At 55.6% G+C, this 26,803-nt stretch carries 33 protein-coding genes and 2 pseudogenes; 17 read left to right on the top strand and 18 right to left on the bottom strand.

Annotated elements, in window-relative coordinates; genetic code table 11:
* Window positions 1-325 precede the first annotated feature (325 nt).
* Window positions 326-1,651: an orc1/cdc6 family replication initiation protein gene (locus tag BDK61_RS20955; protein WP_121304558.1), complete on the top strand. Its 1,326-nt coding sequence runs from the start codon at window positions 326-328 to the stop codon at window positions 1,649-1,651.
* A 154-nt stretch (window positions 1,652-1,805) separates the two neighbouring features.
* Here BDK61_RS20955 and BDK61_RS23995 read toward each other — a convergent pair.
* Window positions 1,806-1,931, bottom strand: a pseudogene (locus BDK61_RS23995) (AAA family ATPase); the annotation flags it as partial.
* Between the two features lie 145 nt (window positions 1,932-2,076).
* Window positions 2,077-3,573: an SWIM zinc finger family protein gene (locus tag BDK61_RS20945; RefSeq protein WP_244209958.1), complete on the bottom strand. Its 1,497-nt coding sequence runs from the start codon at window positions 3,571-3,573 to the stop codon at window positions 2,077-2,079.
* 501 nt (window positions 3,574-4,074) lie between these two features.
* Between BDK61_RS20945 and BDK61_RS20935 the strand changes: the two genes are divergently transcribed.
* Both BDK61_RS20935 and BDK61_RS20930 read left to right on the top strand, forming a co-directional pair.
* Window positions 4,075-4,362 (top strand): hypothetical protein, encoded by a 288-nt coding sequence (locus tag BDK61_RS20935; RefSeq protein WP_208644707.1) that lies wholly within the window; start codon window positions 4,075-4,077, stop codon window positions 4,360-4,362.
* A gap of 56 nt (window positions 4,363-4,418) precedes the next feature.
* Window positions 4,419-5,015 (top strand): hypothetical protein, encoded by a 597-nt coding sequence (locus tag BDK61_RS20930; RefSeq protein WP_121304555.1) that lies wholly within the window; start codon window positions 4,419-4,421, stop codon window positions 5,013-5,015.
* A 289-nt stretch (window positions 5,016-5,304) separates the two neighbouring features.
* On the opposite strand, the pseudogene BDK61_RS24405 reads toward BDK61_RS20930, so the two are convergent.
* Window positions 5,305-5,622, bottom strand: a pseudogene (locus tag BDK61_RS24405) (DUF7509 family protein); the annotation flags it as partial.
* A 116-nt stretch (window positions 5,623-5,738) separates the two neighbouring features.
* Here BDK61_RS24405 and BDK61_RS20920 point away from each other — a divergent pair.
* From BDK61_RS20920 to BDK61_RS20900, 4 genes are all read left to right on the top strand, one after another.
* Window positions 5,739-7,013 (top strand): IS4-like element ISHma1 family transposase, encoded by a 1,275-nt coding sequence (locus tag BDK61_RS20920; RefSeq protein WP_011222252.1) that lies wholly within the window; start codon window positions 5,739-5,741, stop codon window positions 7,011-7,013.
* A gap of 104 nt (window positions 7,014-7,117) precedes the next feature.
* The gene (locus BDK61_RS20915; protein WP_121304553.1) at window positions 7,118-7,651 is read left to right on the top strand and encodes a hypothetical protein; all 534 of its coding nucleotides are present in this window, start codon (window positions 7,118-7,120) and stop codon (window positions 7,649-7,651) included.
* 540 nt (window positions 7,652-8,191) lie between these two features.
* Window positions 8,192-9,058, top strand: coding sequence for a ParA family protein (locus BDK61_RS20905; RefSeq protein WP_121304549.1), 867 nt, complete (start codon window positions 8,192-8,194; stop codon window positions 9,056-9,058).
* The gene (locus BDK61_RS20900) at window positions 9,051-9,437 is read left to right on the top strand and encodes a hypothetical protein (RefSeq protein ID WP_121304547.1); all 387 of its coding nucleotides are present in this window, start codon (window positions 9,051-9,053) and stop codon (window positions 9,435-9,437) included. The genes BDK61_RS20905 and BDK61_RS20900 overlap by 8 nt, the downstream gene beginning before the upstream one ends.
* Before the next feature lie 133 nt (window positions 9,438-9,570).
* Here BDK61_RS20900 and BDK61_RS20895 read toward each other — a convergent pair whose 3' ends face one another.
* The 4 genes from BDK61_RS20895 to BDK61_RS20880 all read right to left on the bottom strand — a co-directional run bounded on the left by BDK61_RS20895 (window position 9,571) and on the right by BDK61_RS20880 (window position 12,278).
* Window positions 9,571-10,251, bottom strand: coding sequence for a hypothetical protein (locus tag BDK61_RS20895; protein WP_121304545.1), 681 nt, complete (start codon window positions 10,249-10,251; stop codon window positions 9,571-9,573).
* Window positions 10,251-10,514: a hypothetical protein gene (locus tag BDK61_RS20890; protein WP_244209954.1), complete on the bottom strand. Its 264-nt coding sequence runs from the start codon at window positions 10,512-10,514 to the stop codon at window positions 10,251-10,253. Before BDK61_RS20890 ends, BDK61_RS20895 begins: the two co-directional genes overlap by 1 nt.
* Before the next feature lie 402 nt (window positions 10,515-10,916).
* A complete protein-coding gene (locus BDK61_RS20885) occupies window positions 10,917-11,909 on the bottom strand; it encodes a transposase (RefSeq protein ID WP_121304541.1) in 993 nt (330 codons plus the stop codon).
* 36 nt (window positions 11,910-11,945) lie between these two features.
* Window positions 11,946-12,278, bottom strand: coding sequence for a response regulator (locus BDK61_RS20880; RefSeq protein WP_121304539.1), 333 nt, complete (start codon window positions 12,276-12,278; stop codon window positions 11,946-11,948).
* Window positions 12,279-12,591: 313 nt separating this feature from the next.
* Between BDK61_RS20880 and BDK61_RS20875 the strand changes: the two genes are divergently transcribed.
* Window positions 12,592-13,413: a DUF7504 family protein gene (locus BDK61_RS20875; protein ID WP_121304537.1), complete on the top strand. Its 822-nt coding sequence runs from the start codon at window positions 12,592-12,594 to the stop codon at window positions 13,411-13,413.
* Between the two features lie 9 nt (window positions 13,414-13,422).
* On the opposite strand, the gene BDK61_RS20870 is transcribed toward BDK61_RS20875, so the two are convergent.
* Window positions 13,423-14,676: a HEAT repeat domain-containing protein gene (locus tag BDK61_RS20870; RefSeq protein ID WP_121304535.1), complete on the bottom strand. Its 1,254-nt coding sequence runs from the start codon at window positions 14,674-14,676 to the stop codon at window positions 13,423-13,425.
* A 197-nt stretch (window positions 14,677-14,873) separates the two neighbouring features.
* Here BDK61_RS20870 and BDK61_RS20865 point away from each other — a divergent pair, with 197 nt between their 5' ends.
* Both BDK61_RS20865 and BDK61_RS20860 read left to right on the top strand, forming a co-directional pair.
* Entirely contained in the window at window positions 14,874-15,131 is a 258-nt protein-coding gene (locus BDK61_RS20865) for a hypothetical protein (RefSeq protein WP_004966323.1), read from the top strand.
* Between the two features lie 193 nt (window positions 15,132-15,324).
* Window positions 15,325-15,921 carry a site-specific integrase gene (locus tag BDK61_RS20860; protein WP_121304533.1) on the top strand — a complete coding sequence of 199 codons (597 nt, stop codon included), beginning with the start codon at window positions 15,325-15,327 and terminating at the stop codon, window positions 15,919-15,921.
* A gap of 142 nt (window positions 15,922-16,063) precedes the next feature.
* Here BDK61_RS20860 and BDK61_RS20855 read toward each other — a convergent pair whose 3' ends face one another.
* Together BDK61_RS20855 and BDK61_RS20850 are read right to left on the bottom strand one after the other, a co-directional pair.
* On the bottom strand, window positions 16,064-16,531 hold the full coding sequence (locus BDK61_RS20855; RefSeq protein WP_148709165.1) for a hypothetical protein: 468 nt from the start codon (window positions 16,529-16,531) through the stop codon (window positions 16,064-16,066).
* Between the two features lie 206 nt (window positions 16,532-16,737).
* Window positions 16,738-17,022 (bottom strand): helix-turn-helix transcriptional regulator, encoded by a 285-nt coding sequence (locus tag BDK61_RS20850; protein WP_121304529.1) that lies wholly within the window; start codon window positions 17,020-17,022, stop codon window positions 16,738-16,740.
* A 277-nt stretch (window positions 17,023-17,299) separates the two neighbouring features.
* Between BDK61_RS20850 and BDK61_RS20845 the strand changes: the two genes are divergently transcribed.
* Together BDK61_RS20845 and BDK61_RS20840 are read left to right on the top strand one after the other, a co-directional pair.
* Entirely contained in the window at window positions 17,300-18,238 is a 939-nt protein-coding gene (locus BDK61_RS20845; protein ID WP_121304527.1) for a replication factor A, read from the top strand.
* A 21-nt stretch (window positions 18,239-18,259) separates the two neighbouring features.
* Entirely contained in the window at window positions 18,260-18,973 is a 714-nt protein-coding gene (locus BDK61_RS20840) for an RPA family protein (protein WP_121304525.1), read from the top strand.
* Between the two features lie 2 nt (window positions 18,974-18,975).
* On the opposite strand, the gene BDK61_RS20835 is transcribed toward BDK61_RS20840, so the two are convergent.
* The 3 genes from BDK61_RS20835 to BDK61_RS20825 all read right to left on the bottom strand — a co-directional run bounded on the left by BDK61_RS20835 (window position 18,976) and on the right by BDK61_RS20825 (window position 20,058).
* Window positions 18,976-19,179, bottom strand: coding sequence for a hypothetical protein (locus BDK61_RS20835; RefSeq protein WP_121304523.1), 204 nt, complete (start codon window positions 19,177-19,179; stop codon window positions 18,976-18,978).
* 247 nt (window positions 19,180-19,426) lie between these two features.
* On the bottom strand, window positions 19,427-19,834 hold the full coding sequence (locus BDK61_RS20830) for a type II toxin-antitoxin system VapC family toxin (protein ID WP_121304521.1): 408 nt from the start codon (window positions 19,832-19,834) through the stop codon (window positions 19,427-19,429).
* On the bottom strand, window positions 19,831-20,058 hold the full coding sequence (locus BDK61_RS20825; protein ID WP_007188098.1) for a DUF7557 family protein: 228 nt from the start codon (window positions 20,056-20,058) through the stop codon (window positions 19,831-19,833). Before BDK61_RS20825 ends, BDK61_RS20830 begins: the two co-directional genes overlap by 4 nt.
* A 410-nt stretch (window positions 20,059-20,468) precedes the next feature.
* Here BDK61_RS20825 and BDK61_RS20820 point away from each other — a divergent pair, with 410 nt between their 5' ends.
* From BDK61_RS20820 to BDK61_RS20810, 3 genes are all read left to right on the top strand, one after another.
* A complete protein-coding gene (locus BDK61_RS20820; RefSeq protein ID WP_121304519.1) occupies window positions 20,469-21,362 on the top strand; it encodes an AAA family ATPase in 894 nt (297 codons plus the stop codon).
* A 32-nt stretch (window positions 21,363-21,394) separates the two neighbouring features.
* Window positions 21,395-21,613 (top strand): ribbon-helix-helix protein, CopG family, encoded by a 219-nt coding sequence (locus BDK61_RS20815; protein ID WP_121304517.1) that lies wholly within the window; start codon window positions 21,395-21,397, stop codon window positions 21,611-21,613.
* 173 nt (window positions 21,614-21,786) lie between these two features.
* A complete protein-coding gene (locus BDK61_RS20810) occupies window positions 21,787-22,227 on the top strand; it encodes a hypothetical protein (RefSeq protein ID WP_121304515.1) in 441 nt (146 codons plus the stop codon).
* Here the strand turns inward: BDK61_RS20810 and BDK61_RS20805 are convergent.
* Window positions 22,217-22,543, bottom strand: coding sequence for a hypothetical protein (locus tag BDK61_RS20805; RefSeq protein WP_007189989.1), 327 nt, complete (start codon window positions 22,541-22,543; stop codon window positions 22,217-22,219). The two genes, BDK61_RS20810 and BDK61_RS20805, sit on opposite strands and share 11 nt — an antisense overlap.
* Window positions 22,544-23,031: 488 nt before the next feature.
* Between BDK61_RS20805 and BDK61_RS20800 the strand changes: the two genes are divergently transcribed.
* Together BDK61_RS20800 and BDK61_RS20795 are read left to right on the top strand one after the other, a co-directional pair.
* A complete protein-coding gene (locus BDK61_RS20800) occupies window positions 23,032-23,424 on the top strand; it encodes a DoxX family membrane protein (protein ID WP_121304513.1) in 393 nt (130 codons plus the stop codon).
* Window positions 23,425-23,584: 160 nt separating this feature from the next.
* Entirely contained in the window at window positions 23,585-23,992 is a 408-nt protein-coding gene (locus tag BDK61_RS20795; RefSeq protein WP_049944724.1) for a DUF7475 family protein, read from the top strand.
* A gap of 273 nt (window positions 23,993-24,265) precedes the next feature.
* On the opposite strand, the gene BDK61_RS20790 is transcribed toward BDK61_RS20795, so the two are convergent.
* The 4 genes from BDK61_RS20790 to BDK61_RS20780 all read right to left on the bottom strand — a co-directional run bounded on the left by BDK61_RS20790 (window position 24,266) and on the right by BDK61_RS20780 (window position 26,628).
* The gene (locus tag BDK61_RS20790; protein WP_121304511.1) at window positions 24,266-24,745 is read right to left on the bottom strand and encodes a metal-dependent hydrolase; all 480 of its coding nucleotides are present in this window, start codon (window positions 24,743-24,745) and stop codon (window positions 24,266-24,268) included.
* A gap of 261 nt (window positions 24,746-25,006) precedes the next feature.
* Entirely contained in the window at window positions 25,007-25,162 is a 156-nt protein-coding gene (locus BDK61_RS23660) for a hypothetical protein (RefSeq protein WP_161618952.1), read from the bottom strand.
* 99 nt (window positions 25,163-25,261) lie between these two features.
* On the bottom strand, window positions 25,262-25,921 hold the full coding sequence (locus BDK61_RS20785; RefSeq protein ID WP_121304509.1) for a hypothetical protein: 660 nt from the start codon (window positions 25,919-25,921) through the stop codon (window positions 25,262-25,264).
* Between the two features lie 134 nt (window positions 25,922-26,055).
* On the bottom strand, window positions 26,056-26,628 hold the full coding sequence (locus BDK61_RS20780) for a ParB N-terminal domain-containing protein (RefSeq protein ID WP_241432658.1): 573 nt from the start codon (window positions 26,626-26,628) through the stop codon (window positions 26,056-26,058).
* Window positions 26,629-26,803 lie beyond the last annotated feature (175 nt).

The raw sequence follows: 26,803 nt of genomic DNA, 5'->3' as shown, positions 1-26,803 counted from the left end.
AGCTAGCTAGTAGCTAAAACTAGAAAGAAGAAAAAGAAAAGGTGGAAGAGACTCTCAATTCCACCCTAATCGTGACGTAGATGAGACGTCAGTCCAATCGGGAATTCTGTCACCCCCCCTTCCTTGGAGGGTGGAACAAATCGATAGGGGTGAGAGGGTGTGTGGGTATTCTTTTGAATTGGTCGAGACGATAACCCCTAACAAATCGTCGGAGGTTACGGAGGGAAACAGTGTAAACCTCTAATACCGTGGATTTGCCTATCATACCGGTAGAAAAGAAATCGACAGGGGAATCTTTTAATATCCTCGTAGAGTGAGTCCCGGTATGCCCACGGATCCTGGTCCCGAGGAAACCTCCGAGTCCACGGGTTCTATCAAAGATATCATTCTTGAGCAGGAAGAAGCCGCGAGTCTCATCAAGAACCGGTCGCTCCTTGAGCCGAACGAGATCGTCGGCGAGGAACGTATCGTCGGTCGTGACACGCAGCTCACCGATATTACTCAGCACCTCCGCGTCGCAATAAGTAACGAACGACCGCCGAACCTTCACCTCTATGGTCCTTCTGGAACCGGGAAATCTCTTATCATCAACGCTGTCTGTCAGAACATCGTCGAACTCTGTGAAAGCCGCGATATCCGGTTCGGCGTCATCCAGATGAACTGCCAGAACGTGGGAACCCTCGGCGCAGCTGTCTACGAACTTTCGCGAAAGGTAGCGAACGACATCGGAACAACTGTCGATGTCCCGGAGCATGGAGTTCCAAACAAGAAAAAATGGCGCGAACTCTACCGTCTGATCAACGACCACTACGATACAGTTGTATTCATTCTTGATGAACTCGATATGCTCGTCGGTCGTCGAGATGAAGACGAGCCAGCCTTCTCCCGCCTTCTCTACCAGCTCTCTCGTGCTGGAAGCACCGACGAGATTACTGCCCAAGTCTCTGTCACTGCCATCACTAACGACACGAAGATGATGGAGAGTGTGGGAAGTCGCGCTCTCAGTTCCTTTACCCCCGAGGACGTTCACTTTAGTGACTACGACGCCAACCAGCTCCGGGAAATTCTCCGGGCTCGGGAGGACGCCTTCCACGAGGATACACTCAGCGGTGATGTCATCCCGCTTGCCGCTGCATTCGCTGCCCAAACCAATGGGGATGCACGGAAGGCGATCGACCTGATGCGAACAGCGGGGTCGATTGCAGAAAAAACAGGTGCAGACAAAGTCCGGGAGGAACATGTTCGACAAGCCCAGGATAAGGTTGAGAAGAACCGCGTGTTGGAGGTGACACGTGGGATTAGTACGCAGAAGAAGCTCTGTCTGTTCGCGACTGCAGCTGTGGCCCGTGAGGCCGGAACTGGTGCAGCAAAGAGCCCGATTGGATACCGGGTGTATCAGTACTTGACAGGAACCCTAGATTCTGATCAGTACCACCAGGAGACGTACGTGAATAAGATGAAAGAACTCACGACGTATTCGTTGGTCGAGACAGAGCGGAAGAGTCAGGGACCACACTCGGGTAGCTACCTCGAGTTCACGTTTGGTGAGAACCCGGAGACCATCATCGAGACGCTCCGAGAAGATTCGCGGCTAGACGACGTCCACAATGACGAACTCCGCACCGTCGTGAATGCACAGCTCAATCAGTAGGGTATTCATCGAACAAGTCGATAGGGGTGAGGGTGTTATCGATGACTCAGTTCCATCGGTGACAGGAACAAGTCGATAGAGGTGGGTCTACAGATTGTGGTGGTCGCTCACACAACAAATCGATAGGGGCGACTGTTTAGCACTTTGCGTCACCGATACTCTGAAGATCGTAGATGACGCTGGGATCTTTAGACAGGTCGACCTCCTCGAGGATGGCGACCGTTCGCGGGCCGTCGTGCTGCTGAAGACAATCGACGAGTTCATCGGGAGGTGTCGACTGGGTCCACACGTAGACGGCGTTGATCCGCGCAAACGCGAACGGCCAGTCACCGAACTGTGGGGCGACGTACCTCCTCGATAGAGGGTGCTGACGCTGGCGCTGGCAGCGACGAGCTCGCGGGCTGCGTCGCGTACGCGTTCTTCGACTACAGCGAGCCCGTCTCATAGGAAACGTAGCCTGCGTCTTCTAGCCGATTGAGGGCCTGTCTCACCGTCTCGTACGGTGTGTGGAGGTGTTGGGCGACACGGCGGATGGAGTTCACCACTCCGATGACGAGGACGATCTGCGTCGGCGAGACGGCGAATGCGGCGATAGCTGCCTCCAGCGCAATCTCGAATTCGCCCATGCTGCTAGCTCTATCACGGAGCCATTCGGCCAACTCCGCTTGCCCGCTGCTGTCGTCGAGGGTTAATCCGTGCTGGGCTATCTCCAGAGCGGCCTCCGACTGGTCGTGTTCCCGAAGGGCTTTGGCCAGCGTGAGTGCTTCTTTCGGGGAGTACAGGTTGCGTCGGCCGTACTCGATTGCCTCGTCGATCCGGTCCGCCTTGACGAGCATGGTGACGTAGTCGTCGATCAGGTCCGCAGTCTCCGCCAGGTTCAGGTACTCCTCGATGCGGTCCTGGCGTTTGAGAACGTTGAGTCGGGCCCTGACGAAGTCCTCAGCATACCACGGCGGATCGCCCTCCCAGAGGTCCGCGTAGCCGATGTCGCCCTGCATCGCCCGCTGGACTGGTTCGAAGTCCCAGTCCCGCTGTGCCGCTTCGAGGGCGACGCTGTACGGTGGCTGATGGGTATAGCTTCCCATCTCCTGTTCCCACGCCCAAAGGCGATCCTCCCAGTCGGCACGCTCGGCTTCCGAGAGGTCAGCCGTGAGCAATGCCTCGGCCAGTACTCGGTCGACCTCGTCGAAAAACTCGAAGATTGCGTTGGAATCGTCGTACGAGAGAGCGAGCCACTCCTCGTCCATGAGTTCGTCGGCCAGCGGTTCGAGGATATCCAGTGCCGTCTCGCCGTCGCCGGCCTCGACGGCTGTCCGTACCTGGTCGAGGAGGTTCCCCAACTTCTCGACGTCAGTTTCGACCGCCTCATACGGGTCGTACGCGTGGGCGCTCCGATCTTCGGTGGGACGGAGAATGTACTGCACCTGCTGGCGGATCGACTCCCGATTGATGTCGGGCCTACGGTCGCGAGCGTCGTCGCCCTCATCTCCCGAGTCTAGTGGTTCGAGCCGGGACTCAACCTGCTCTGCCAACTCCGGGCGACTCTCGACGAGGTCGACGAGAACGTCACGGAGACCCTCGGGGTCCGCGTCGGCGACCAGTTCGGAGACTGGCGGCCGCTCGTCGATTTCGTCGGAATCGCGGACGTATGTCAGGAGGACGGCGACACGGTGCTTGCAGATTCCACCGTGATTGTACGGGCAGGAACACGCCGTGTCGACGACCCCGGTTTCGTCGAGTTCAATTCGCACCTGGTAGGGCTCGTACTGGCTGCCTTCAACCGCCGCTCGGATCGTCTCACCGCGCCGGACGAGCTCGACGACGGCACCCTCGTCGTAGTAGTTTTCCCCTCGGTCGTATGACTGGGAACGTGCCAGATCCCGAACTGCTGCCTCCGTGAGTGTGGGGTCGAAATCCGCCATCCTTATAACGTATCTATGGCCTAAGTCCGTAGTGATACTGTAGGGGGTTGGGGGGTTGTAGGCCTACGAATATGGAACCCAGACGCCTTTCACCGGCCGGAAGACGACGTAGCGTCGATATCCGACGTGTCGGCCGGATGCGCGGTGTGGAGCGGAGTTGCCCCCTGCTCGTGTGTTCTCGGTTCTGTTCAGCCACCCACTCCTCTGCGTCCGCTTTCGAGCCGAACGCAATCTGACGATCTCCTTTGAAATCCGCCTCAGCGAGTAGTATCTCGCATATGACCGGGTTTTTCAGGTCCACGATATAGTCGGCTATGGCTGTTCGTTCACGAGAGCTCCCCTTCAGAATTCTCTAGGCCGGGAAGAAATTATCTCTCTCGTCCCGACACAACAGATATAGAACTGACGACCGAACATCTCCAGTCCGAGCACCTCGATCCGCTTCTCCTCTTTCAGTCCGAGGAAGCGACACTTTGGCATATTGACATCACACATCCGGACGTGGTCGCCGACGATTACGTCAGCGTCAGACTCGCCACAGCCACGATCTGGTCGCTAGACGATGATCGGACATACGCCCTGCTCGTGCTCCGGGAGAAGTATACGTGGAATGACAAAGCGCTCTCCGAACCACTGCGCTATCTCGCTACCCATCTTCACGGATCGGATACGGTCGTAACGGAGACGTTCTCCGTCGAAGTGTTCACGGCGACAGCGGTCAGGTCGCCTGCAGGCCGGACTGTCTGGTGGCGTGAAGACTATGTCGACGACCCGCGGGGTGAGGAATAGAGATTCTCTCGAAGCCCAATCCGAGGAATTACGCCGCCATCCGATCAAGAACGCGTATGGATCACACTCGTGAGGCGTTCGCCGACGCACTCTCCTCTGGCGATACCGAGCGCGTGAATCGGGCGATCGACGAAATCGAGAATACCGAACTCGAGGAACGAGCCGCCCTGTTCGACGAGTGTTTCGAGATGTGTCGCGACCTCTACGATGCCGACGGTGGATACCAGCGACAGTCCGTGATCCGCTTTGCGGCTGGTCTGTATCCGCGCCTAGCCTATCGAACGGTCGGTTCGGACCTCACCGACGGGCCGTTACCGGGTGAGTGGACGCTCGACGAGATTGCGACCCACCGCGAACGACTGCGGGACCTCTACGTGGACGCACTCCGCGACGACGACGGCCGTGTACGACGCGCAGCCGCCAAGGCGATCAAGGAACTAGCGCTGACCGCCGAGATGCTCGAAGCCGAGGACGAACTCCGATCGATGATGGACGAACTGGAAGCGCTCGCCGAGGAGTGTGTGGACTCGAAGCGAAAATACGTCGAGCAGGCCTACGAGAACGTTGCCTTTCACGCGGAGAAGCTGTTCCCCCTACTTCCGGACGGGCTTCGGGACGCGCTCGAAGGCGACGACCACAGCAGTGGACGGTAGCTCACGGAATATACTCGTCTGGAACGTGTATCGGGGGGAGAGCGTTAGTCGCGGAGTTTTGTGCTCCCGCGTCATGCATCCAGATATGCCATTCAGCGTGAGTTGGCGCACGCTTCTCGACGAGGCCGACGAACTCCCCTCGGACGCTACTCTCATCACACCACTCTCGCACAAGCGGTTTCGCATCACCGACACCTAGGAATACCGCGTGATCATCTAATTTAGAGAGTCGGGTGACTCTCGTAGCAGATCTGGCGAAGGGGCCTTCCCGGGCTGACCACGAGTCCGATCAGTCCAGACGATCAAGCGAGCCATAGAGTTCCTCGTTCTGAATGTGGGTACAGAACTGTGCGGAAAGCCGACAGCAGTCCGCGGCATCGGTGAACGTCCGGACACTAGCGTCCCAGCGCGCGTGGACGGCGCCAAGCATCGCACTACGAACCGATGGTTCGGTCGCAACCATGACTCGTCGCGTGCGCGTTGGTGGAGTCGCGTCAGTCGCCGGCCCTTGCATTTCCGCTGTTGACAGAAGATCTTCGAGGACGCTCCCAATCTCGATCCCAACACCGAGATTATCCCCGACCTGTGGAGCGATGAAGTTCGTTGCACATCTGTCTTTAGCTAAGAGACGAACCACGTGACAGCAGCGGCTTATCGAGGCTACTTTTCGAGAGGAATGAGGAGGAGTCCGCTGTGCACACTGACACCTCCTCGTCGAGAATCATGCGTCGGCTCACTACACTGTTTCCCTCCGAGTTCCTCGAAGAGCACGCCGAGGAACTCGGCGTGGTCGAGCGAGAGGGCAAGCTTCAGATTCCTGTCCTCGTGTGGGCGCTCGTGTTCGGCTTCGCCGCAGGCGAGAGCCGAACACTCGCTGGGTTTAGACGCTGCTACAACGCTACAGCTGACGAACCGATCTCTTCTGGCGGTTTCTATCACCGGTTGACGCCTACTCTTGCAGAGTATCTCCGCGACCTCGTCGAGGCCGCGCTCGACGAGGTCGCTGTCCCTGATGCTGTTGACGCTGATATCGACCGATTCAGGGACGTGATGATCGCTGATGGAACCGTGTTGCGGTTGCACGAGTTCCTCTCTGATGAGTTTCAAGCCCGCCACGAGGAGCAGGCTGGAGCGAAGCTCCACCTGCTCCACAACGCCACCGACCAGACGATTGAACGGATCGATGTGACTGATGAGAAAACGCACGACAGCGCGCTGTTCAAGACGGGATCGTGGCTGCAAGGACGACTGGTTCTGTTTGATCGGGCGTACTTCAAATACCGCCGCTTTGCGTTGATCGACGAGAACGACGGCTACTTTGTGAGTCGGCTGAAGCAGAACGCAAATCCGGTGATAACGGCGGAATTACGGGAATGGCGCGGCCGCGCCATTCCCTTGGAGGGCAAGCAGATCCACGACGTGGTCAATGATCTCTCGCGGAAGTACATCGACGTAGAGGTGGAAGCAGAATTCAAGCGCGGCCAGTACGAGGGAACTCGGTCGCTGGACACGAAGCGGTTTCGCGTCGTCGGCGTCCGCAACGAGGACGCCGACGACTACCACCTGTACATCACGAATCTGCCGAGAGAGGAGTTTCTCCCGGCGGATCTAGCGACGCTGTATCGGTGTCGATGGGAGGTAGAAACGTTGTTCCGTGAGTTGAAAACGCAGTACGAACTGGACGAATTCGACACGAACAACCCTGATGTCGTGAAAATTCTACTATACGCTGCGTTGCTGTCACTGCTGGTGAGCCGAGAGTTGTTGGATCTGGTCACCGAGCAGGCCGACGATGAGATCGTGTTTCCGCCGGAACGCTGGGCGGCGACCTTCCGGTCGCACGCCCAGCTCATCCTCCACGAACTCGGTGAGTACCTCGGCTACTCGCCACCGCCGTTGCTGGAGCGGCTGATCGAGGATGCTCAGAAGATCCACCAACAACGACCGATCTTACAAGAGACGCTCGCTACCGCTACACAACCGAGGTGTGAGTCTTAGCTAAAGACGAATGGTTCATATTGCATAGATATCGTGATGATAATCACAGCTCTTCTTAACGGCCGTGATAATAGTCATGACCCGCTCCTGTTGGGTGATTTTCGATGAAAACGAAAGAAGAACTTTTAGACGAGCACGATGGGGCGAATCAGGGGACTAAACGAGAAATTGTCAAATTTTTGTACGAGAATCCAGAGCAAGAGCACGACCCGGACTCGGTTTTCGAGGCGATCCGAAGCGACTGTCCAGCCGGCACGGAAGACACCGTCGCAAATTCACTCTCGGCTCTGTCAACAGGCCACGACCGTATTACATCGGAGCAACGCTCGTTCTATCAGTGGGAAGGAGAGGGGAGGCGACGGCCAAACCGGCGGCTTCAGCGGGTCAGACGAGCTGCTTTTCAGTGGCTTAATTCGCTAGATTTCTCTTTTGGAACGATACTTATCGCCTTCTCACTCTGGGCAGCTGGTGTTCTATGTGCCGCTGTGAGTCTGGTTCCGTTGTTTTTAGACGTGCAGCCGTTGGGGGCATCGTTCATTTCATGGTTCTTCGCAGCTGGATTATTGACTATCCTTGGATCAACGGCAGTGATGGCTTGGGTGCCGCTCTATCTGTTGGACATCTGGTTAGCGGAGTAGGGTCAGTACGGTAGTGGCATATACTCTGTCGATTCACACTGCCGAGAGCTATCGCTGTCGGTCGTCATCGCGCAGGTCCTGTTTGCCGTCATCGACCGTGCAAAATTGTACGAGCCCAGCGCTGAGGACCTGATCGGTTTCCACCTTGTCCTCGCGACGGCGCTGTCGACCGTCTCGACGGTGTCGTGGTGGTGCAGGGACTGATCAACAAGAATCGCGAACGGGCTACCCACGAATTATTAACCAACAAGAGCCGTCGATTGGCAGCAAGTGTTGGTTAACCACGCCGGGACTTCTTGCGTCCGGCGAGCGTACTCCAAAGCATGACCCACGACACTCCAGACGGCACCCACGAACGGCGTGTGTGGTGTGACACCTGCCAGCTCAGTGTGGTACCATCGGGTGGCGGTGAGAACCCAACCTGTCCGGGCTGTGGCAACGAATTGTAATCGCCTATAGGAATCTCTATATTCAAGTTTTGGCTCTTGTCTGACGCAGTTTTAAGCCTACAGAGTATCCTATAGGAACTACTATAGTCACATGACAGAGACACTACGCGCCGCCGCGTTCCTCGATAAGGGCGGCACCGGCAAGACAACCACAACGGCCCACCTCGGCGTCGCACTCAGCGAGCAGGGGCATGAAGTTCTCCTCATCGATCTCGCCGGGAAGCAAGGCGACCTCGCGAAGCACTTCGGGGTCTGGGGACAGTACCGAGACCAGATCGACGCTGATGAGGCATGGCCGAACATCAGCACAGTCTTCGACGATGCATGGGATACCATTGCTGGGAAGCTCGGTGACGACGCCGTCGCTGATTTGGTTATCGCAACCGATGAGGGACCGGACCTCATCCCCGCCCACCCGGGGCTGGATACGCTGGATGCCGAACTCGGGAATATCGACGACGCTCGCGAGCGGTACAGTCGGCTCGAACAGTTCCTCGACGAGTACGTCGATCCGCTCTCGTACGATGTCGTCCTCATCGACCTGCCGGGTATGACCAACAACGTCTCTTACAACGGTCTCTGGGCGGCACGGCACGTCATCACGCCGGTCGAAATGGGGCCGTTTGAAGCCGAGCAGGCAAACGCTCTTCGCGAGGATCTCGAAAAAATCGCGGAGAATTTTGAAGTCGATATTGACCTCTCGCTGGTACTTCCGAACAAGGTCGATACGCGGACCAATCTGGCCGAGGAGTATCTCGAATCGTTCCAATCGGCATATCCCGATGCGATTGCGCCCGCATACGTCCCGTACTCACAGGACATCCGCAATGCGGCCGAGAGCGGTGAGACTGCCTTCGCGATAGCTGAACCCTCGACCACGGCAGACCGAGCCCGTGAAGCCTATCTCGAAGCCGCAAGCGCCCTCGTCGAACAACTGGAGAGTGAGACCAATGAGTGACGATCCCGATCTTGAGGATCTCAAAGCACAGACCTCACAGGGTGACCGGCTGGACTCCGCAGCGAAAGAGATGGACCGACAGGACCTCGTCGACGATATCGTCGACGAACTCGAGGCGATCGACGCCGGCGACCAGCAGAAAACTGTCAGTGTGTGGGATGGCCAGCTCGCCGCGTTCATTCGTGCGCTCGAGGCCAACCCCGATCATCTGGATGCAGTCGGCAACGGCCTCCAGGAACAACTCGATATCGAGGAGACTGAAGCGGATCGAAGCTCCGTTCTTCGGCTGGCGCTGCGGGTGGGCTTCCAGGAGGCAGCCCCAGAGCAGTTCGAAGCCGTCCGCGAAGCGGTGCGAAAGCAAGCGACAAAAGGCCTATAGCTTTTCCTATAGGATTTGCTGTAGCATTCGCTGTATGATATCCTATAGGGATTGCTGTAGGCACTCGAGAGATTTCATATATCCAGATATGGTTTATCCGACGGAACGCCACAGCAGCAACCACGCCCCAGGGTCAGCGTTCGAGAGTGGCTTCCACCACACTCTCGAAGTCACAGTGTGGGCACGTGATCGACAGCCCGTCGACGGCACCCACAGCACTGCCTCGGAGAATTCCGTGACAGACCGACCGTGAACAGGACGGACAGGTGACATGGTCGAGTGGGACGGGTTCCTCGCGGCGCAGACAATCTTTGCAGCCAGCGTATGTAGGCCGAACAGTATTCGAGCGGACGATACGATATGTCGCGCTCTGATTGCTACCGCCACAAGCCGGTTGCGCTTCACCGAACGCGGCTGCCTGTGGGTCCGGGAAGTGGTACTTGTCTGCGCCACCGGTCACGACTACCCACGGGATGTCCTGCAAAAAGATGGTGACATCGTGGACCTCGAACACCTGGCCCTCCTCGGTCCAGTCCTCGGTCGCAAGCACATGCAGCGACGCCGTGTAGCGGTCCGGATACGTGACGAGTTCCAACCCGAACACCGACTCCCCACAAGACAGTCGGCACACGCGCTTGGACTCGCGAGCGTCACTCGGGTCTTCGATGGAGCGGTCGACGACATCAGTGACATCCCAGGTTCGGGAGTCGCCGCTGACGACAAGAAGGTCACCCTCCTCGATGGCCTGGATCGTGTCGACAAGCGCCGGATCGACACGAGCGTTGGCAGTCTCAGTTGTGTCGGTCACGCCCATCAGTCATCACCGGGCACCGTGTCCGGATGGGCATTCCAGAGCCGGCGGGCGGGGCCGTTCTTCAGCGGCGTTTCGTAGTCGATATTGTGGCGGTCCAGCACTCGGTAGATTGAGCGCTTCGAGACATCGTGTGCGGTGGCGAGGTCGACGACGGTGAAGCCAGCTTCAATGGCCGCTTCGAGATACGGTGCCGACGTGTAGGCGTCTGGCGAGAACTCATCCAGGTCGAGTGCGGCGACGAGGTCGGCTTGGCGTTCGTGCATCGTGGGCTGTAGGTCAGAGTTCGTCATTGACCTATATGTCAAGGTGACTAGCTACTGTTCCTAGAGTGTTTCGGGGGAGTGGTGTGAGTGGGCACCAGCGACAGGGCGAGAAGACAGGGATGTCTACCTCTTCTCACCCTGAATCTCAATTGACACCTGCGCGTGCAGGGGCACAATGGAGAGTTTGAATAGCGGTGATACCCCCTCTCGTTCTCAGACACCGGTTTTCCAAAACAGCTGAGGCGTGTAGAGGGTTTTATCACACCCAGAAGTGCTATACTATTTCAGTTACTCACTGTGTGTTTGGATGACATTGCAAATTCGGTCGGCTAAAAGTTCGTACTGTTCAGGAGACGCCTCCTTTTCCACATACTCCGTAATGAGCGTGTCATAGAATCCATCTCATAGCATCTCACAGCCCGGCTCGTTTCCTCGCTCGTAGTTGGTGATTGCAACGACGAGTCGTAGGCAGAGCGCAACGAACACTTCTGTTCGAGCGTGGACGCGGCCTCGGGCGCGGACGTGCCCGAGGCCGCAGTCCTTGACGGCATCGTTAGTTCGTTCGACTCCTATCCGGTGGTTGTACGTCTCGTCCAAGATGGACTGTTTGAGCAGAACTTCCTCACTGTGTTCGGTGATACGATCTTCGACCCTATACTCGATATCGAGCGGATCGTCGGTATTTCGCGGGTTGTACGGGGCAATTGGCACGACCCCTGCGGCCAGCAGGTGGTCGTGCCAATTGAGGATATCGTATGCGCTGTCTCCAAGCATCCAGATGGGTGTATCGACGGCGAGCGCGTCACACGTGACGCGCATCGCCGTCTCTTGATCCGCTTGTTTGCTCTGTGTGAACTCCGCTGCTATCGGAATCTTTGGACCGGTCGAGACGATCGTACAGCCGAAGCCGTAGTAGTGTTCCTCAGCTGTTGGGTCGTAGTTCCACGAGGCGGCGTCGTTGTACTGGACCGCTTCGATGTGGGTTGAGTCGATGGAGTACGTCGAGTCGAGCAGGCCCCGGCAGGCGGCTTGCTCGACGAGTCTCTTGAAGACATCATCGATGACGTGTTCGAGATCGGTAAGAAACCGGTCAACTGTGTCTCTGGATGGTGGTTTGTCGAGTCCGCAGTAGTACCAGACGAGGCTGTGCTGGAGTTCTCGTGTGACTGGACGTGTGCCGTATACATCCTTGTAGTAGCAGTGTAGAAAGCCGCGAAAGAGGTCTGGTGGCTCATGGACTCGTGTTCGCCCCCGCCCCGAGGGGGCGAACACGTCGTACTCCAGCAGAAACTCGAACTCAAGATGCTCGAACAGCGGTACTGTCTCGGTAGCCGCCGCATTCAAGAAGTCGTTAACCGAACCTACGTCCTGCAGGGTCGCGGTTGTGTTGGACACACTTTCCGCACCCTGCTGCTTTGCATGTGGCGCTTTCTATGACACGCTCTCCGTAATGTCAACTGCGACACCACTGGCGACGATCGCCCGGCTGTCACGTGAAGTAAAGAAAATAAATGGCAGCTCTGGGTACTCTATCCGAGTTATCTGCAAAAATTCAAGCCCGTTCATTCCGGGCATATCAAAGTCTGAAACCACACAGTCTGGCTTATTGTCGTGTATTATATCCAAGGCTTCACTCGCATCGGTAGCTATTACGACACTGAATTCCTCCTCTTCACGTTCAAGAAACTCGTCAGTTAGGTCTGGGAAACCCGGCTCATCGTCGACATGGAGGACCTGGATTCCATCTTGAACACTGCTCGACATATGTAACTGTTTGATGATATTTGCAAAAACAGCTTGGCTAGATTATCAGTATTGATATTCAGATGGGTTTCAGATGAAATAGCTTTGATGTCTGCACAGCGTCCATACCGTCGCATACTAGCTGAGCGATCAATAGAGCAGTCTATTCGATAAGCTATAGATTTCCACACCACCATATTTGCCCACCGCTTTGCGCTGAGTAGCAGTCGGCGAGTTAATCGACTGTATCGCCCTCATTACGTTTAGCTAGATCACAGCAGAGAACGTATAGATAAGTTTATTTCTGACTCGAAGTGAATTATACCCTACCCGAATGGTCCATCAGTGGCAGTGTCGGGAGTGTAAGTTCACAGTCTGGTCGTCGAAGCAGTCAGAACTCGTAGATGCAGTAAAATCCCACTTACTCTCCCATTACAAACACACCGTTGAATCGGACGAGTTCAGCCTCAGGTGGGACTGCCCGTACTGCAACCAGACCAGTCAGAGCTACGACGCCGACGAGGGGCTTGCCAAATTCAAAAATCACCTGTTCAAACACGTCTCCGCACTCATCGACTCTGGTGTTCATGTGGCCGACCGGATTGATCGGGTCGGTAATATCCTGATTCTCTCACCACTAGAAACTGCAGGCGCCGACAACGCCCGCGTGCATTTCACATCGCCGGCAGACGTCGCAGTTTTTGTCACTAATAACCCAGCAGAGCGCGTTCGATTTCTTGACAACGCACTTCAATCCTGGCCAGCCTGGACGACGATCCTCACGACTAAAGCACAGCCGTTTGCCGATGTTACGGATATTGATCTGGAGGCGGCTCCACTTGACATCGCTATCTTGGATAAGGGAGTAAGCATGACCGAACTTGGTGAGACGCTCGTTCGTGTCTTGGACGAACAACAAACAAGCAACTCGCGACTAACCGTTGGATTTGATATTCTCAGCGAACTACTTCGTTTATTCGACACTGAGACGGCATTCAAGTTCGTTCACGTCTTAAACTCTCGGCTGGCAAACATGGATGCGCTCACCCACTACTACCTGAATCCGAACGCACAGCCCGAATCAGAAATCAACGTACTCAAGGAACTGTTCGACCTGCAGATTCGGGTAAAGGGTTCACGATTTAGGACCGTATAAGAGGTGCAGTCAGTCACGCGAACTGTGCTGGTTCGTGTAGTCGGCCGGACTGTCGACATATGTATAGTCGACACCCGTTGTCACAAGTTCTCCCGAGGAGCCGTCGCATATCTCATCAAGAACTGCTTGAGCGCGGCCCCGTGCCTCTTCGGATCCACGTTCACGGCTAAGATACACCCGAAGGCGCTTCTCTAACTCGGGACTCCGTAGCTCTGGGAGCACTGCTTCGGCTAGCTGTGCGGTTTCCTCGTCGGGCTTGTCTAGAGCCGAGAGCAGGCAGTCAATCACTTCGGATCGATATCGGTCACCAGTAATGCGGCTCAACAACCAAATCGCTGTCTGCCGGTACCGCCGCCGGGTCCCGTCTGCAGCGATATCAAGTAGCGCCGGCACTGTTGCCTGGACATCTGCTCGAGCCAGTTCGTCGACAACGGTCCCGCGAATGAGTTCGAGTTCCTCTGTGGAGGCCGTCGTGAGTAACTCCAGCAGAGAGAGCATCGCTGCCCGCTGGACAGTCGATGAGTCATCATCGAGAGCATCAACAAGGACCACGATAGGTTTTACCGACCCAAACTGTCCGAGTTCATCGACCGCAATGAGCCGAAGCCCCTCCTCGTCTGCCTGGGTTACGGGAACCAACTCTACAAGCGCGCGGTCCGTGCCGATGGCCCCCAGTGCGTTAGCGGCAGCTTCCCGCACTTGCTGTCGATCATCTGAAAGGCGCTCACTTAGTGGTGGGACGACTCGCGGATCTGACAGTCGCCCACACGCCTGCGCAGCCCGGGTTCGAACGCGAGGGGCCGGGTCAGTTAACGCCCTAACCAGGTCCGGGACAGCCGCCGTCGCACCACGTTCGCCAAGTGCCGTCGCCGCGACCATCCGGAACTCAAGGTGGTCAGCTGAGAGCCACTCGGTTAGCAGTGTTGTCGCGGTTCGCTCAGTTGCCTCTGAGCCTCCCATCTCAGCGAGTTCTGCGACCAGATAGTCGAACGCGTCCTCGCCACGCTGATACAACGCGTCGATCGCAGCCGCGCGAACGTTGTCGTCCTCATCCGATTTAACAGCGCTGACCAGTGCTTTGACAGCCTGCCGTCGCTCGTTGGGGTTCGAGATTTCTGCAATGTTCCCCAGCATTGTGGCCGCTCGTCGTCGAACGTAGTTCTTCCTACTCCGTTTTAGGTGTGCGATAAGCTTCTGAACTTCTGATTCCCGTTCGAGTTTATATAGGAACGTCTCGTTATCACCCGGTTCGTCGTTGAACACCCATGCAGCCTCCGGTTGGTGTTAGTAACTTCGTCATGGTTCTGTTTAGTCTTAAACATATTGTCGCAATACTGGTCCGGCATGACCGCTGGTCGATCCAGCGTCACTATCCGACAACCTGCCGATGATTGACGCCGTCGAAACAGAGTCAAACGAGCAGATTTATCTCTGGAAGGAAGGTGATGAGTAAAGACAGTATGAGGTACGAAAAGATTGTTGTGAGGGAAGCTGGCAGCCTCGGTTCAACCACTGATTCGGAACCGCCGGACATCCGCGATGAGAGCGACCACGGTCAGAAAATGGACCTCAAGACACCAGCATGGGACGCAGTGCGAGCAAATATCAATCCAGGCGAATATGAGCCAAAGACCCACGTCGCAACGATTCACTATGATCTCGACGAGTGGGATTTTGTTATTGAATATTTGGTTGAGGTAGATAGAGAGCGCGCGTAACTTATTCACTTTTCGAGGCGTGTTACGGCGTCCAACGAACGTCGTGGTTAATTCCAAATCCCGACGTTAGCGTAATTACGACTTATTGCATAAGTCGTAACAGATTCGGTGTTTGACAGCGGAAATCCGGTGTGTATACCCCTTCATCTACCAACCGCTAGATACTTTACTAACGGAAATAAAAGTAATCGTAATGCGTATCGAATCGACTGCTGGAAACGAGCATAAGGTGTGGCTCACCGACGGTGAAATCGAAGAACTGCGCCGAGCTACCAACAGCCAACGCGACGACATAATCATTCAACTCGGGGCATTTGTCGGTCTTCGGGCCTTCGAGATTCCACAGGTGTGTCCTGCCAACGTGAAAGAAGCTGACAGCGGCCAGTACCGACTCAGAGTCACAGCTGGGAAAGACACCAGCGGTAACGGTGGGAAGCCTCGCGATGCCTACCTCCCCGACCGCGTTGAGCGCGATCTCAAACGGTATCAGAACGAACACAACATCGCTCCCAACGACCCATTCATCGATCTGACTCAACCCGGCGTTCGCGCGGTTGTCAGGCGTACCGCCAACCGTGCAGCACAAGCGACCGGCAAGGACGATTTCGAGAAAGTGAGTACACATGACCTCCGGCGCCGGTATGCCCAGCGACTCCTCGTCGACGAGCAAATGAATCCCCGCGTGGTGATGGCTGTCGGTGGTTGGGACAGTTTCGCTGCTATTGAACCATATCTGAACGCACCGAGTGAGGAGGTTATCGACCAAGCCTTTGCAGAGGCCAAACTCTGACTGAGGGCAATAGCGAGTTCAAGCGCGCAATTCTGACTGATCGATGAGAACCCTGCTGCAAGCGGTATGCAGTGGTCGGTACGGCCAATAGACGTGACGAAAATGAATCCGTCAGCTCTCGATTGAAGCGGCAGTAAGTAGTCTACTGCCACGGGAGAGCATCTTCGATCGGACCAGTAACTCTCTCACTGATTTGGCTTTCCCATCGGTCGATTGGTGCCACTTTTGAGATTTCATCTGAGAGTTCACTCGAGAGGACTCCATCCAAGAATCCCATTTGAATTGCTACTATTCCCACCAAGACCGGGAGCCCGAAAACAAACAACACACTGAATAGATTGACCAGCACCCCGTTGAGTAGTTCAATCCGCCGGAGAATCCAATGTATTATCCAGCCGACTACGCAAATTACTATTGTATAAGTCGTAAGCTGCAGAACCTGAATCATTACTGCTGTCGCTCGCGCTCCACCGATATCTGTGAATATGAATACTCCGGCAATAGAACCAATTATCAGCCACATCAGTAATCCAATAATTTTCACCCACCGTCTGGATCTTCTGACAGCAGCATCATCGGGTACTTGATCATGTCGCCATGGATTCTGCATGGTAATTTATCCTTGCTACCTCAACATAAGCCATTATTCCGTGATGACACTTGCGTCAGAAATTCTACTCCATTAGCTGTCGTTGTTCCTCTGAACAGGGTTCGATAGTGCTAGATATGCACACTTATCGAACAGCGTATTCAACCACTCAGCGCTGAAAAAAATAGCTACTGCGTGAACTACGATGCTGCCCCTGATACAAGCTGTCAGGAAGGGTGAGTGGTTATGTGCTGGTTCTCCCATTCACTCCGAGCAGTAAGCTCTCGTTCACCACGCTGTGTGGTTGCATAGACATTGGTCCGCCCGTCTTTCTCTCCTTTTTCGACGAGTCCTTTCTCAACAAGCGTGTCCAGATTTGGGTATAGCCTCCCGTGATAGATATCTTGCTGATAGTACTCATCTATCTCGTCTTTGATCGCTAGGCCATGGGGCTCGGCCAGCCCATGTACTATATAGAGTAGGTCACGTTGGAAACCGGTTAGATCGTGCATTTCACCGCTAACTACCAGCCTGGCATGGTTAATCCCAGTGAACCCACTGTACCACGCTCATCAGAGAGAGCACAAGGTCCACCCCCGGCAGGGAAGAATGTGTGTACATACGCGGAAACCAGACGGCTTACATCCGAAACCAGTCAGCCACTGTCCAGTGATTGACACGGGACAGTCGGAGTGGCGCAGCTTCACTTTCACCACGATTTGCATGGGTTTTAGACCACGCCAAGCGTACCGCCAGCCGTCTCCCATCGCAAACGAGACGGAGAACACTATGAGCAACTCTAATATACAGCAGGAAGCCCAAGATATCCACGACCAGTTACCAGAATCAGTTGATGCCTCCCCCGAGGACATTGAGGAACGGCTCACCACACTTGTCGACGACTACAGAGTCCCGCTCGACGAAGCTCAACGCAGTGTCGTAAGTACCTATCTTTCCGACAGCGATGTCGACCGTGACGATGTCAGCAGCGAGGACGGCAACGAACAGGTCGATCTCGAGGAAATTACCGAAGCCGAACAGTGGGTCGACATTACCGCGAAAGTCGCTGACCTCTGGGAGCCCCGCAGTGATTCAATAGCACAAGTCGGCCTCCTCGGTGATGAAACTGGGACGATCAAGTTCACCAAGTGGGCCAAGTCCGACCTCGAAGCACTCACCAAAGGCCAAGTCTATCGCCTTGGAAATGTTGTCACAGATGAGTATCAGGGCCAGTACTCGGTCAAACTCAATCGCACCACCACCATCGAAGCACTCGATCGGGATATCGAAGTCGGCGACGACACCACCGACGCTGAAGGGGCACTCGTTGATATCCAGTCAGGTAGCGGGCTGATCAAACGCTGCCCCGAAGACGACTGCACACGTGTCCTCCAAAACGGGCGATGCAGTGAACATGGCGAGGGCGAAGGCGAGTTCGACCTCCGCATCAAGGGCGTGATTGACAACGGCGATACAGTCCAGGAAGTCATCTTCGACAGAGATGCGACTGAGCAGGTCGCCGATATTACGCTGTCTCAAGCACAAGAGATGGCCATGGACGCTTTAGATACAAGCGTCGTCGCCGACGAGATACGTGAGGTGACGCTTGGGCGGTACTATCGCGTGCAAGGCCCTGAACTGGGCCGGTATTTGCTCGTCAACGAGTTCGAGCAACTCGCCGAGATGCATGATCCAGAACAACTCCTCATCACTGCGAGGTCGATCTAAATGAGCCAAGGACAAGCCCCGATGCGTGAACTCGCACAGCGAGCCTTCGCTGGGGAATTCAACGATGCAGGCTACACCTTCCGGGAGTCAGATGATGACCGCGCACCCGTCTATGCGCTGCTGCCGACAGGCGCGAAAGCAAACCGTGTGTTTGTCGTCGGCACCCTGACCGAAACCGACGATGTCGGCAGCGATGATGAGTACTGGCAGGGCCGAATTGTGGGTCCCACAGGGACGTTCTTTACCTATGCTGGGCAGTACCAGCCCGAAGCAGCCGCAATGCTACGAGAGGTTGACCCGCCTGTCTTCGTTGCGCTCGTTGGCAAGCCCCGAACCTATGAAACCGACGACGGCGACACCAACGTCTCGCTGCGACCAGAGCACCTGACCGTTGTTGATGCAGACACCCGCAATCGCTGGGTGACAGAAACAGCGAAGCGAACTCTTGAGCGAATCCAACGCTTCGACGACGATACCAACGAGTACGCTGCCATGGCTCGTGAAGAGTATGACGCCGATCCTGACCAGTACCGACAAACCGTGATCCAAGCGCTCGAAGAGCTCACCGACGACGCCGAAACTGCCCCGACCTCGCAGGATCAAGCCGGTGGCGTGACACCATCAACAGCAGAGGACGCATCCGGTAGTGCCACAGAGGTCTCAGCAGACGAAGACAGTACGTCACAGTCGGGTGACGACATCGGTGACTTCGATACTACTGACCTCGATTCGTAAGGTTACTGCTCGCTTTTTGAGTCTTGGGAGCCATCCCGGTGTTCGGTAATATACAGCTGTCCGTCAACCTTGTACAGGTAGCCACGGTCAACCAGTCGTTCAACTACGTGCTCAGCGGTACCGACTGAGCGCTCTGTCTCACGCACTTTGGTCACGGCGGCATCAACCCCGATGCTGTCTCCGGGCTCGATTTCCTCGTACAGCATATCATAGACAGCTCCTAACGATCCAGGTGGTCGATTACGCCTCATATGTGATTAATACAATTTCACTCGCCGGCTACCTATGCATTGACTTCGGAGATAGTAGCAGTCACCTCTGATTAGATGTACCGGTAGCAATCGTTGCGAAAGCGGTTTGTTACTCATAGAGAGAGAGAGATGAAACGACTGCTCAGTAGATGCGTGCGTAGTGAACGGATGGCTCAAAAGCTTTGGCGCGAAACAAACGGAGTTAGGAAGTGTTGACGATGTCGATATCCATGAGTTCGTGTAACGGCGTCTTGTCGAAATCGTTCCTGTCGGCAGTCACGAACGTCGCTTGGTGTTGACGCGCTGTCGCGGCTATGAGCAGATCAACATCGTCGAGTGAGACACCGGCGGCTTCAAGTGAGGTCTCCATGCTGGCCGCCTCGGCAGCAGTGTCGGCATCGAAGCTAACCACGTTGTCGACAGCCTGTGTCAGTTGGCTTCGCCGCGTGCGCTGTTTTGACTGCGTGTCGTAGTAGGAGAGAAATTCGAAGAGGACGAGTGCTGAGATACCCCACGGTTCAGTTCGGTGCTCTGATAGATAGTTGAGAACAGCTTCATCCGGGTCCGGGCGGGCGTACTTTCGGATGATATTATTGTCGAGGAGAATCATTCTGGGCCTGTTGTCCGGCCCTCAAACGAGTCGTTGAGGTCCTCACGTTTCTGTTTCATGTGTTCCTCGATGCCTTCCTCAGCGAATCCAGCCATTTCCCGGACGTCTTCCTCAGTCCGAGTGATTGCGAGTCGGTCCAGTAACTCGTCGAACGTTTCGTCTTCACGCTTTACCGCTTCCAGCTTCGCTTTCGTTTCGTCCGAGATTCGGATTGATGAGCTCATATCGAATACAACGTATTCGGTTGAGTTAGTGATTTCGCCCTAGAATCAGCAGGACCGACTTGTCGCAAATCCGTAATTCGCTCAGTACATTGTCTATACTGACCGGCTGGTTCACCCGGAGCAGTGCGAAACCAACGGTAGCCAGCTGGTGACTTCACGCCTACATCTTACACGACAATCAGTGGCAGTGCCGTCTGATCGAGAACTGTTTCACCGGATTGGGCGAGAGTTTCGAACCTAACCTGGAGCGATTGACGCGATTGGATGTTCTGATAACGAGAGGGCTGTATCGGGACCCCACTTACCGGCACCTGTCACGGCAATCATCGTTGTCTGACGTACCTTTATGAACTCGCAGCGATACCAATGTGATATCACATCGGTATCAGACTGATGGTAGAGTGATTCACATGGGACGGATACGAGACATCGCTGAATCGACCGATCAAGAACTCGCTGAGTACTTAGACCACCACGGATGGACAGTGAATCCATTCGCACACGCCGCCACACTTGACGAGTACGTACTGCCGGGCGACGAGGAGATTGCCGATATCGCCTCACACCTCAGCTCGTACACAGGTCCGATACTCATCCATTCACCTTACTCTGGCGTGGGGAAGACGACGCTTCTGAAGATGCTTCTTGAAGAGTATGGACAGGATTACGAGACGGTGTATATTGGTGAGCACAATGTCACGCCGTACGAGCTGACTGCAATCGTCGCCGACCAGATTGGCGTGGGGAAGTCTTCATCGACGAAACTCACTGAGCAGAAGATACGGGACCACGTCGAAGGCTATGTTCGTGAGCCATATTTGGTGGGCGTCGACGAATTCGGGCTGAACGATCCCGATACACTACACACGATCCAGTTCCTGAACGATCTTGACGATATCCACGTCATCCTCACAGGGATGAGCAGCCAGTGGGACGCTATCGGCGATCTTGGAAGCGACGGCCGGGCGTTCCAGCGCCGAGTGAGCTACCAACTGGAACTCGAACCGTTCGGACGTGAACAGACGCGTGAACTCGTTGAGCGGCGACTCGCTGCGGCGATGGGGCGGGACCCGACAGACCAAGATGTTCTAGATGATGTCGGCACTGGCCCGTTCACGACTGAGGCCTTGGATGTGATCCACGAGCGGTCACAGGCTGTCCCCGCAGTGATCACTACGGCCTGCGCGGAACTCGTTGGACTTGCCGCCTACCAGTATGCGAACGATGCCGGCGACGCGGTCACCGTGGAGCTGGCTAAGGCAATCGATTACGCCGAGCCTGAAGTCGAATCGAACTCAGAATGAATTCATTGTGATATCAGACTGGAACCAGAACGATGGCACGACGCAAGATCACCGAGGAAGCAGAAACGAATCAAGAACAGACCGAGGAAGATGATCAAGATACCGCCGACCAAGGTAGCGACCGGACGCAGCTGACACAGCGGATGCCCGATGATCTCCTTGACGATGTCGACGAACTCGCTGAGACGATGGGGGTGTCTCGCAACGCCGCCATCAATATGCTCGTCAAGCGAGGGCTTGATGGATTCTGAGCCTACGCCATTACGTTTCATCGCATAGGATTTAGGGCGGTCGGGGCTGCATCTGCTGCCTTGGAGACGCGGGTCACTTCATCGATTACAGCGCCTGATCAAGATCTGCTGCTGGCTAATTCCAGCACCGTCACCTGCTGATTTTTACCACGCCGGCCTGTCGGGTTCAAACGATGGGTCGTTTCGAGATCACTCGGCGTATCCCCGCTTGGGGTTGGCTAATTATAGGGGTCGCAGGCCTCGTTCTCACCGGAATCACCTTCTTCATTGAGGTACAGATAGTCCTTATAAAGCCCGATCTCGGGAATGTCTCCGGAACTGTCGCAGCTGTGGGCAGAGCACTAACAGCATTCGCAACGCTGGCTGCGTTCGTTGTTGGGATCTATAATAAAGCCACAGACGGTGATGATACAGAAAGTGGGCCAGAGAGTGCCGTTACCTTCGCTGGTGAAAACAATGATTTCACGATCAATCTCGGGTTTCCCCTGAACAGAGAAGCCCCCAAGCAACGGACGAAGAGCAGTCGGATTCAACCCCTCCTGACGAGAAAAATAGACACATCCCAGAAGAAGCGTCAGCTCAAGACGACGATCCAGAAAGCAGCTAAATACTGATCTGCCGCACGACCCACTCTTTCCCTGCTGCCGAGAGCATTGACTCCCAATCTTTGAACACTGTATGCTCAGCGACATACGCATCAAACTCATCTTCTGGAATAGCTTCGAAATCAGCTTCCGTCTCGACGGTCCACGGACTCGCGTCTATGAACCCCTCAAAACTTTCGAACTCTTCAGTGTGAGTCTGCATAAACTGCGGCCTAAAGAGTTCGTTAATGGGGATCTCGTTCTCACCATCTAGGCTCTCAATATCGCCGGCAAGAGAGTCTAGCTGGTCCGCAAGATCACCAAATCCGTCGATTTGTACACTCATACCATCATGTAGAAGGTCAGATCACTTGAACGTGTGGTAGCGCCACGGTCCGGGTTCTGGGTTGTAAACTCTGACAGTGACAGATATAATGAACCCCCGAGGGGTATTCGCACGGTCCGCTGATAAAATTCGCAGCCTCGAGTTGTGGGCTCCTTCACTCACACTTATTATCGGGAAAAACACACCGGGGGTGAAAACGCCCGGTGTGGGGCAAAGTTGGGTGTGGGATTGTGCAGACCTGCTTGGGGGTGGATTCAGGAGCAGTGCCTGCATAGAGCCATAATCAAATCCGCCACATCAACTTTCTTTTTTGAGACCATACTTCTGTCAGTCGTTGGAAATACTTTCTTTATTCGTTCAGTCTGTGAGACGGCCGTTCAGTAAGTCTGCGGAGTGGACAGTTCCAAAGTATGTGGTCGGTTATGGACTTCCAATCGACACGTGTGGCAAACGTGGCGGTTAAATTGCCAGCAGACATTCAAGCGACAATGGCTGAGACTGAGGTAGACGACACGACTGCACCGTCACTCCTTGGGCGCTTGCTGTTTGGCGGGGGCCTGATTGTCCTGGCTGTACGGAACCTCACGGACCTCAACGGGCGAATTGCATATGCCAATGCCAAAGGCGTCCCCAAAGCCGACACGCTCGTCCCGGCCGCCAGCGGCCTCCTGCTCGGTGGCGGACTGGGCATCACTGCGTGGAAACTCCCCAAACTCTCCGCAGGGAGTGTAGCGGCCTTCTTTATTGGTGTGACCCCGCTCATGCACGACTTCTGGGCCGTCGACGATGACCAACGCGATGACGAATTGACTGCCTTCCTCCAGAATCTCGCACTTCTCGGGGCAGCACTCGCGTTCCTCCAGCGCGCTCGGGACGAGTAACTTCACCGGCGCAGCCGCTGTGATTCAGTATCCACTCCCCGTGACCGTTAGTCAGTAGAGTGTTACAACTATAAGGCATAATGATATGCAATTTGTGCCTGTTCTCCCACGTTGAAAATCCACGGCAATACTGAATACACCCGTGAAGATTGCATAAGTGATGTCCACACAATCATCGACCGCAAGTGACTCGTTTCTGAGTAGCCCCTCACATCCGATAGGATATCTGGCCATTCTGGCAGCACTAGTTACTGGCGTTCTGCATCTCTTCCTCGGCCCACAAGTGATGGGATTCAGCCAGTTGCTTGGAATCCTGTTCATTCTGAATGGGCTTGGCTTTCTGGGCGGCATCGGCCTGTATCTCAGTCGGTACTGGCAGCGAGAGCTCTACCTATTTGCAGCTGTGTACGCCCTGATCACGATCGTCGCGCTATTCGTGTTCCAGGGCTTCAGTGTTGAGGCGTTCTACAGACAGGGCAGCCTCAATCCGATGGCGGTCGTCGCCAAGGCCGCGGAGTTAGCTCTCGCAGTGTGTGCTGGATATCTGTATACCGCAACCGGTCGGTAGCAAGCGGTTCAGTCAGTAGAGCTCCCCGTCTCCAGCAGCGAGATCACTGCCGTTGACGCCGTGGCCGATCCGACGGCTGACAATCACCGCGACTCTATTCAGCACCTCGCTCTTGACAGAGCCTGAGCAGATGACGCCCCGATGTGATACAGTGTTCGGCTGTATTGACCAGAGTCCCCCGCGAATAGAATCGCCGTATTCACAACAACTGCTACGCGGAATGGATTCTCAACGCTGTATCGGTGAAGATCGTGAGCAGTGCTTCATCCACTATTAGCTCAGGCTTGTAAGCATACGCCCTGCGTACAGCGCCGTCCCTGCGACGAGAATCCCGACCACCAGGAGCGCATAGTTCGCCACCGGGTTTGCGGCTTTGCCGACGTCGAGTGTATACCTAGTGTCGCGGACCGGTGCAAACGGGCGAATCCCCATCGGCGTCAGGACGTCAGCAAGAAGGTGAGCGAGGACCAGCAGTACTCCGGAAACACCCCCGACGACGGCAGGTATGACACCGCCGATGAGGGCGCCAGCACCGCCGAGAACGGCGCCGACAGCGAGAGCGAACCAGACGGTGTGTGTCGGCCCACGATGAGAGATTCCGGGCACTCGCTGGTCGTAATCGGGGAGCATCGCCCCACCGACGACGATCGCGCCGCCGGCGACTGCCATCTCGACAACTCCGAGCGCCATCACTATCACAGCGATCGGGGCGTAGCAGATTAGCGCGGTGCCGTAGTGCCCTGGTCGGTGCATCCCCAAATCACCACCCCGCCTCGTTGATGTAGATACACATTGCCGGCGAGCAGCAAGACACGTTCAGAAAGCAGCCTACTCGTCGTCGAGGCCCCCGTCGATATGGCCCCGACTGCGGGCGAGGTGATCTCCGGATACGTTCGTTCATCTCTTCGAACTCGTCGTCGCTCACAGGTCGCTTTGATCTCGGGTTTCGTGTCACTCTGCCCTCGGTAACTGTCGAGGGCTCGCTCCATGTAGCGGTATCAGTGAGAGGGATTGCTACTCGGAGACGACTTCCGCGTTGTCAGGTGGCTCGATATCGATGGCCTCGACTCCCTGTTTGATCTCTGCCAGCGTCGTGCCTGTCGCCTCGGCAAGCACTTCGCCCAGTTCGTCGAGAGACAGGGGTTCGTCCGTTTCAGAGTCGGTCGCCATGATAGCTCTGCGGGAGTGTATAGGCTCTGAACGCTTAACCGTTCAGACGAGGGTGACTCCATGGCATACTTCACGCTCCAGGGGGCTTTAGCGGGATTCTCATGGAGTCACTCTGGTCCAGACACCAACTGTCCCAATCCATTCCCGCTTGAGTGCTGTGCGGAGGAAAGAGTTGATTCCTCTGAGACATCCCCAGACTCCAACCCCAATCCCGCCAGCGGTGGCAATTGGGAAGGCTGTATATGCAATCCCACCAACTCCGAACACCGGAACTGTCACCGCTTGTGCCCTTGCCGTGAGATATACCAACAGCAAGAACCCTGACATCCCGAACAGCCCCAGCCACGTATAGAGCATATTGGTGGCATAGCCGTCAAGCGTCATGCTGAGGCGGAAATACTTCGCACCGGCTTCCTCGACGGGCTCATCTGGCTCCGATTCATCGAGCCACCAGAGCTTGCCTTGGCCGAACTCTTCTGATCTGACTCGACTCTCTCCCTCGGGTTGATTCAGTCGCTTCTGTGCTGTCCGCTGTGAGCACCCCAGCTCGTCAACGACTCTTCTGGTCTGAATGAATGGACGATCTGCTTTCCGAAGTACATTGAGAATCTGCTCATCGGTGTAGGAACCCGGGATGTTGTGTATGAGCTGGTAGCTGCGGTCGTCGACGACGGACCGATGCGAACGGCTGACCCGGACGACCCTCTCGGAGCGCCGTTCTTCGGAGTGGGGCTCGATATACAGCCGCTTGTAGGCCATCTTCCGTGGCTTGACCCCTGGATTCGAGTGGCGAGATTGCTGTGCGACGAGTCAACATCGACAGATGTGACGGTCAGTTTTGGCGCATCAATCGAGCAGACAGCAATTCAAAATCGGAGCGTGCAGCGTGCCGATTAGCTGTCTTGGTCAGAGTCGCCAGAGGTGTCTTGGACAGAGTCCTCAGCTTCGGGTTCGTTCGCGTCGTCGGAGGTGTTTTTGAGCTGGCTTCGATGCGCGACGGCGAACAATTCGGCGGCCTGCTCATCGGTCACATCGATGACTTCGACGGGATGGTGGTCGAGACCAGCGACATGAGCGGCCTTGATACGTTTGTGGCCGTTGATGATCGTTCCATCCTCTCGTACGACGGGGAAGCTCTTGGCGTACTGGTTGCGGTAGCAAGACCGGATCATGCTATCCTTCGGTTCGAACTCAAGATTGTGGTCGGGGAACGGCTGGAGTTCGTTGACATCCCACCATTCGACCCGCTTCTGTGGTTTAATGACCTCAACGACATCTGGCGTGCGAATAAAGACGCTGCCGAGTTCCTCTGTGTCGTCAACGGTCACAGTGTGCATTACGACACTGCCCCGACTGTGGTGGACACGTTCGACCCATCCTTCGTAGGTTCGCCCCTCGGTGACAACACGGGCGTACTTGCCCTGTAAGGCCCTGTCCATCGAGTCATGAAACGGATTGTTGGTCATTCTTGGAGTGGCTAGGCGTTCTTGCCGGAGTAGCTCAGAAATCGGTTCACATCACTGCACAGTCCGCTTAGAAGCATACTTTTTGTGGCCGTGACTGAATATATAAACCATCTATTTTCTCGCTGGACCGTCTAAACCACTACGCTTCTGCTGCCGAAACCGATTCATTCCCAAT

It is taken from the genome of Haloarcula quadrata (assembly GCF_003634715.1).
In the GTDB taxonomy this organism is placed as follows: domain Archaea; phylum Halobacteriota; class Halobacteria; order Halobacteriales; family Haloarculaceae; genus Haloarcula; species Haloarcula marismortui.
This window is presented reverse-complemented; position numbering and strand designations above follow the sequence as displayed.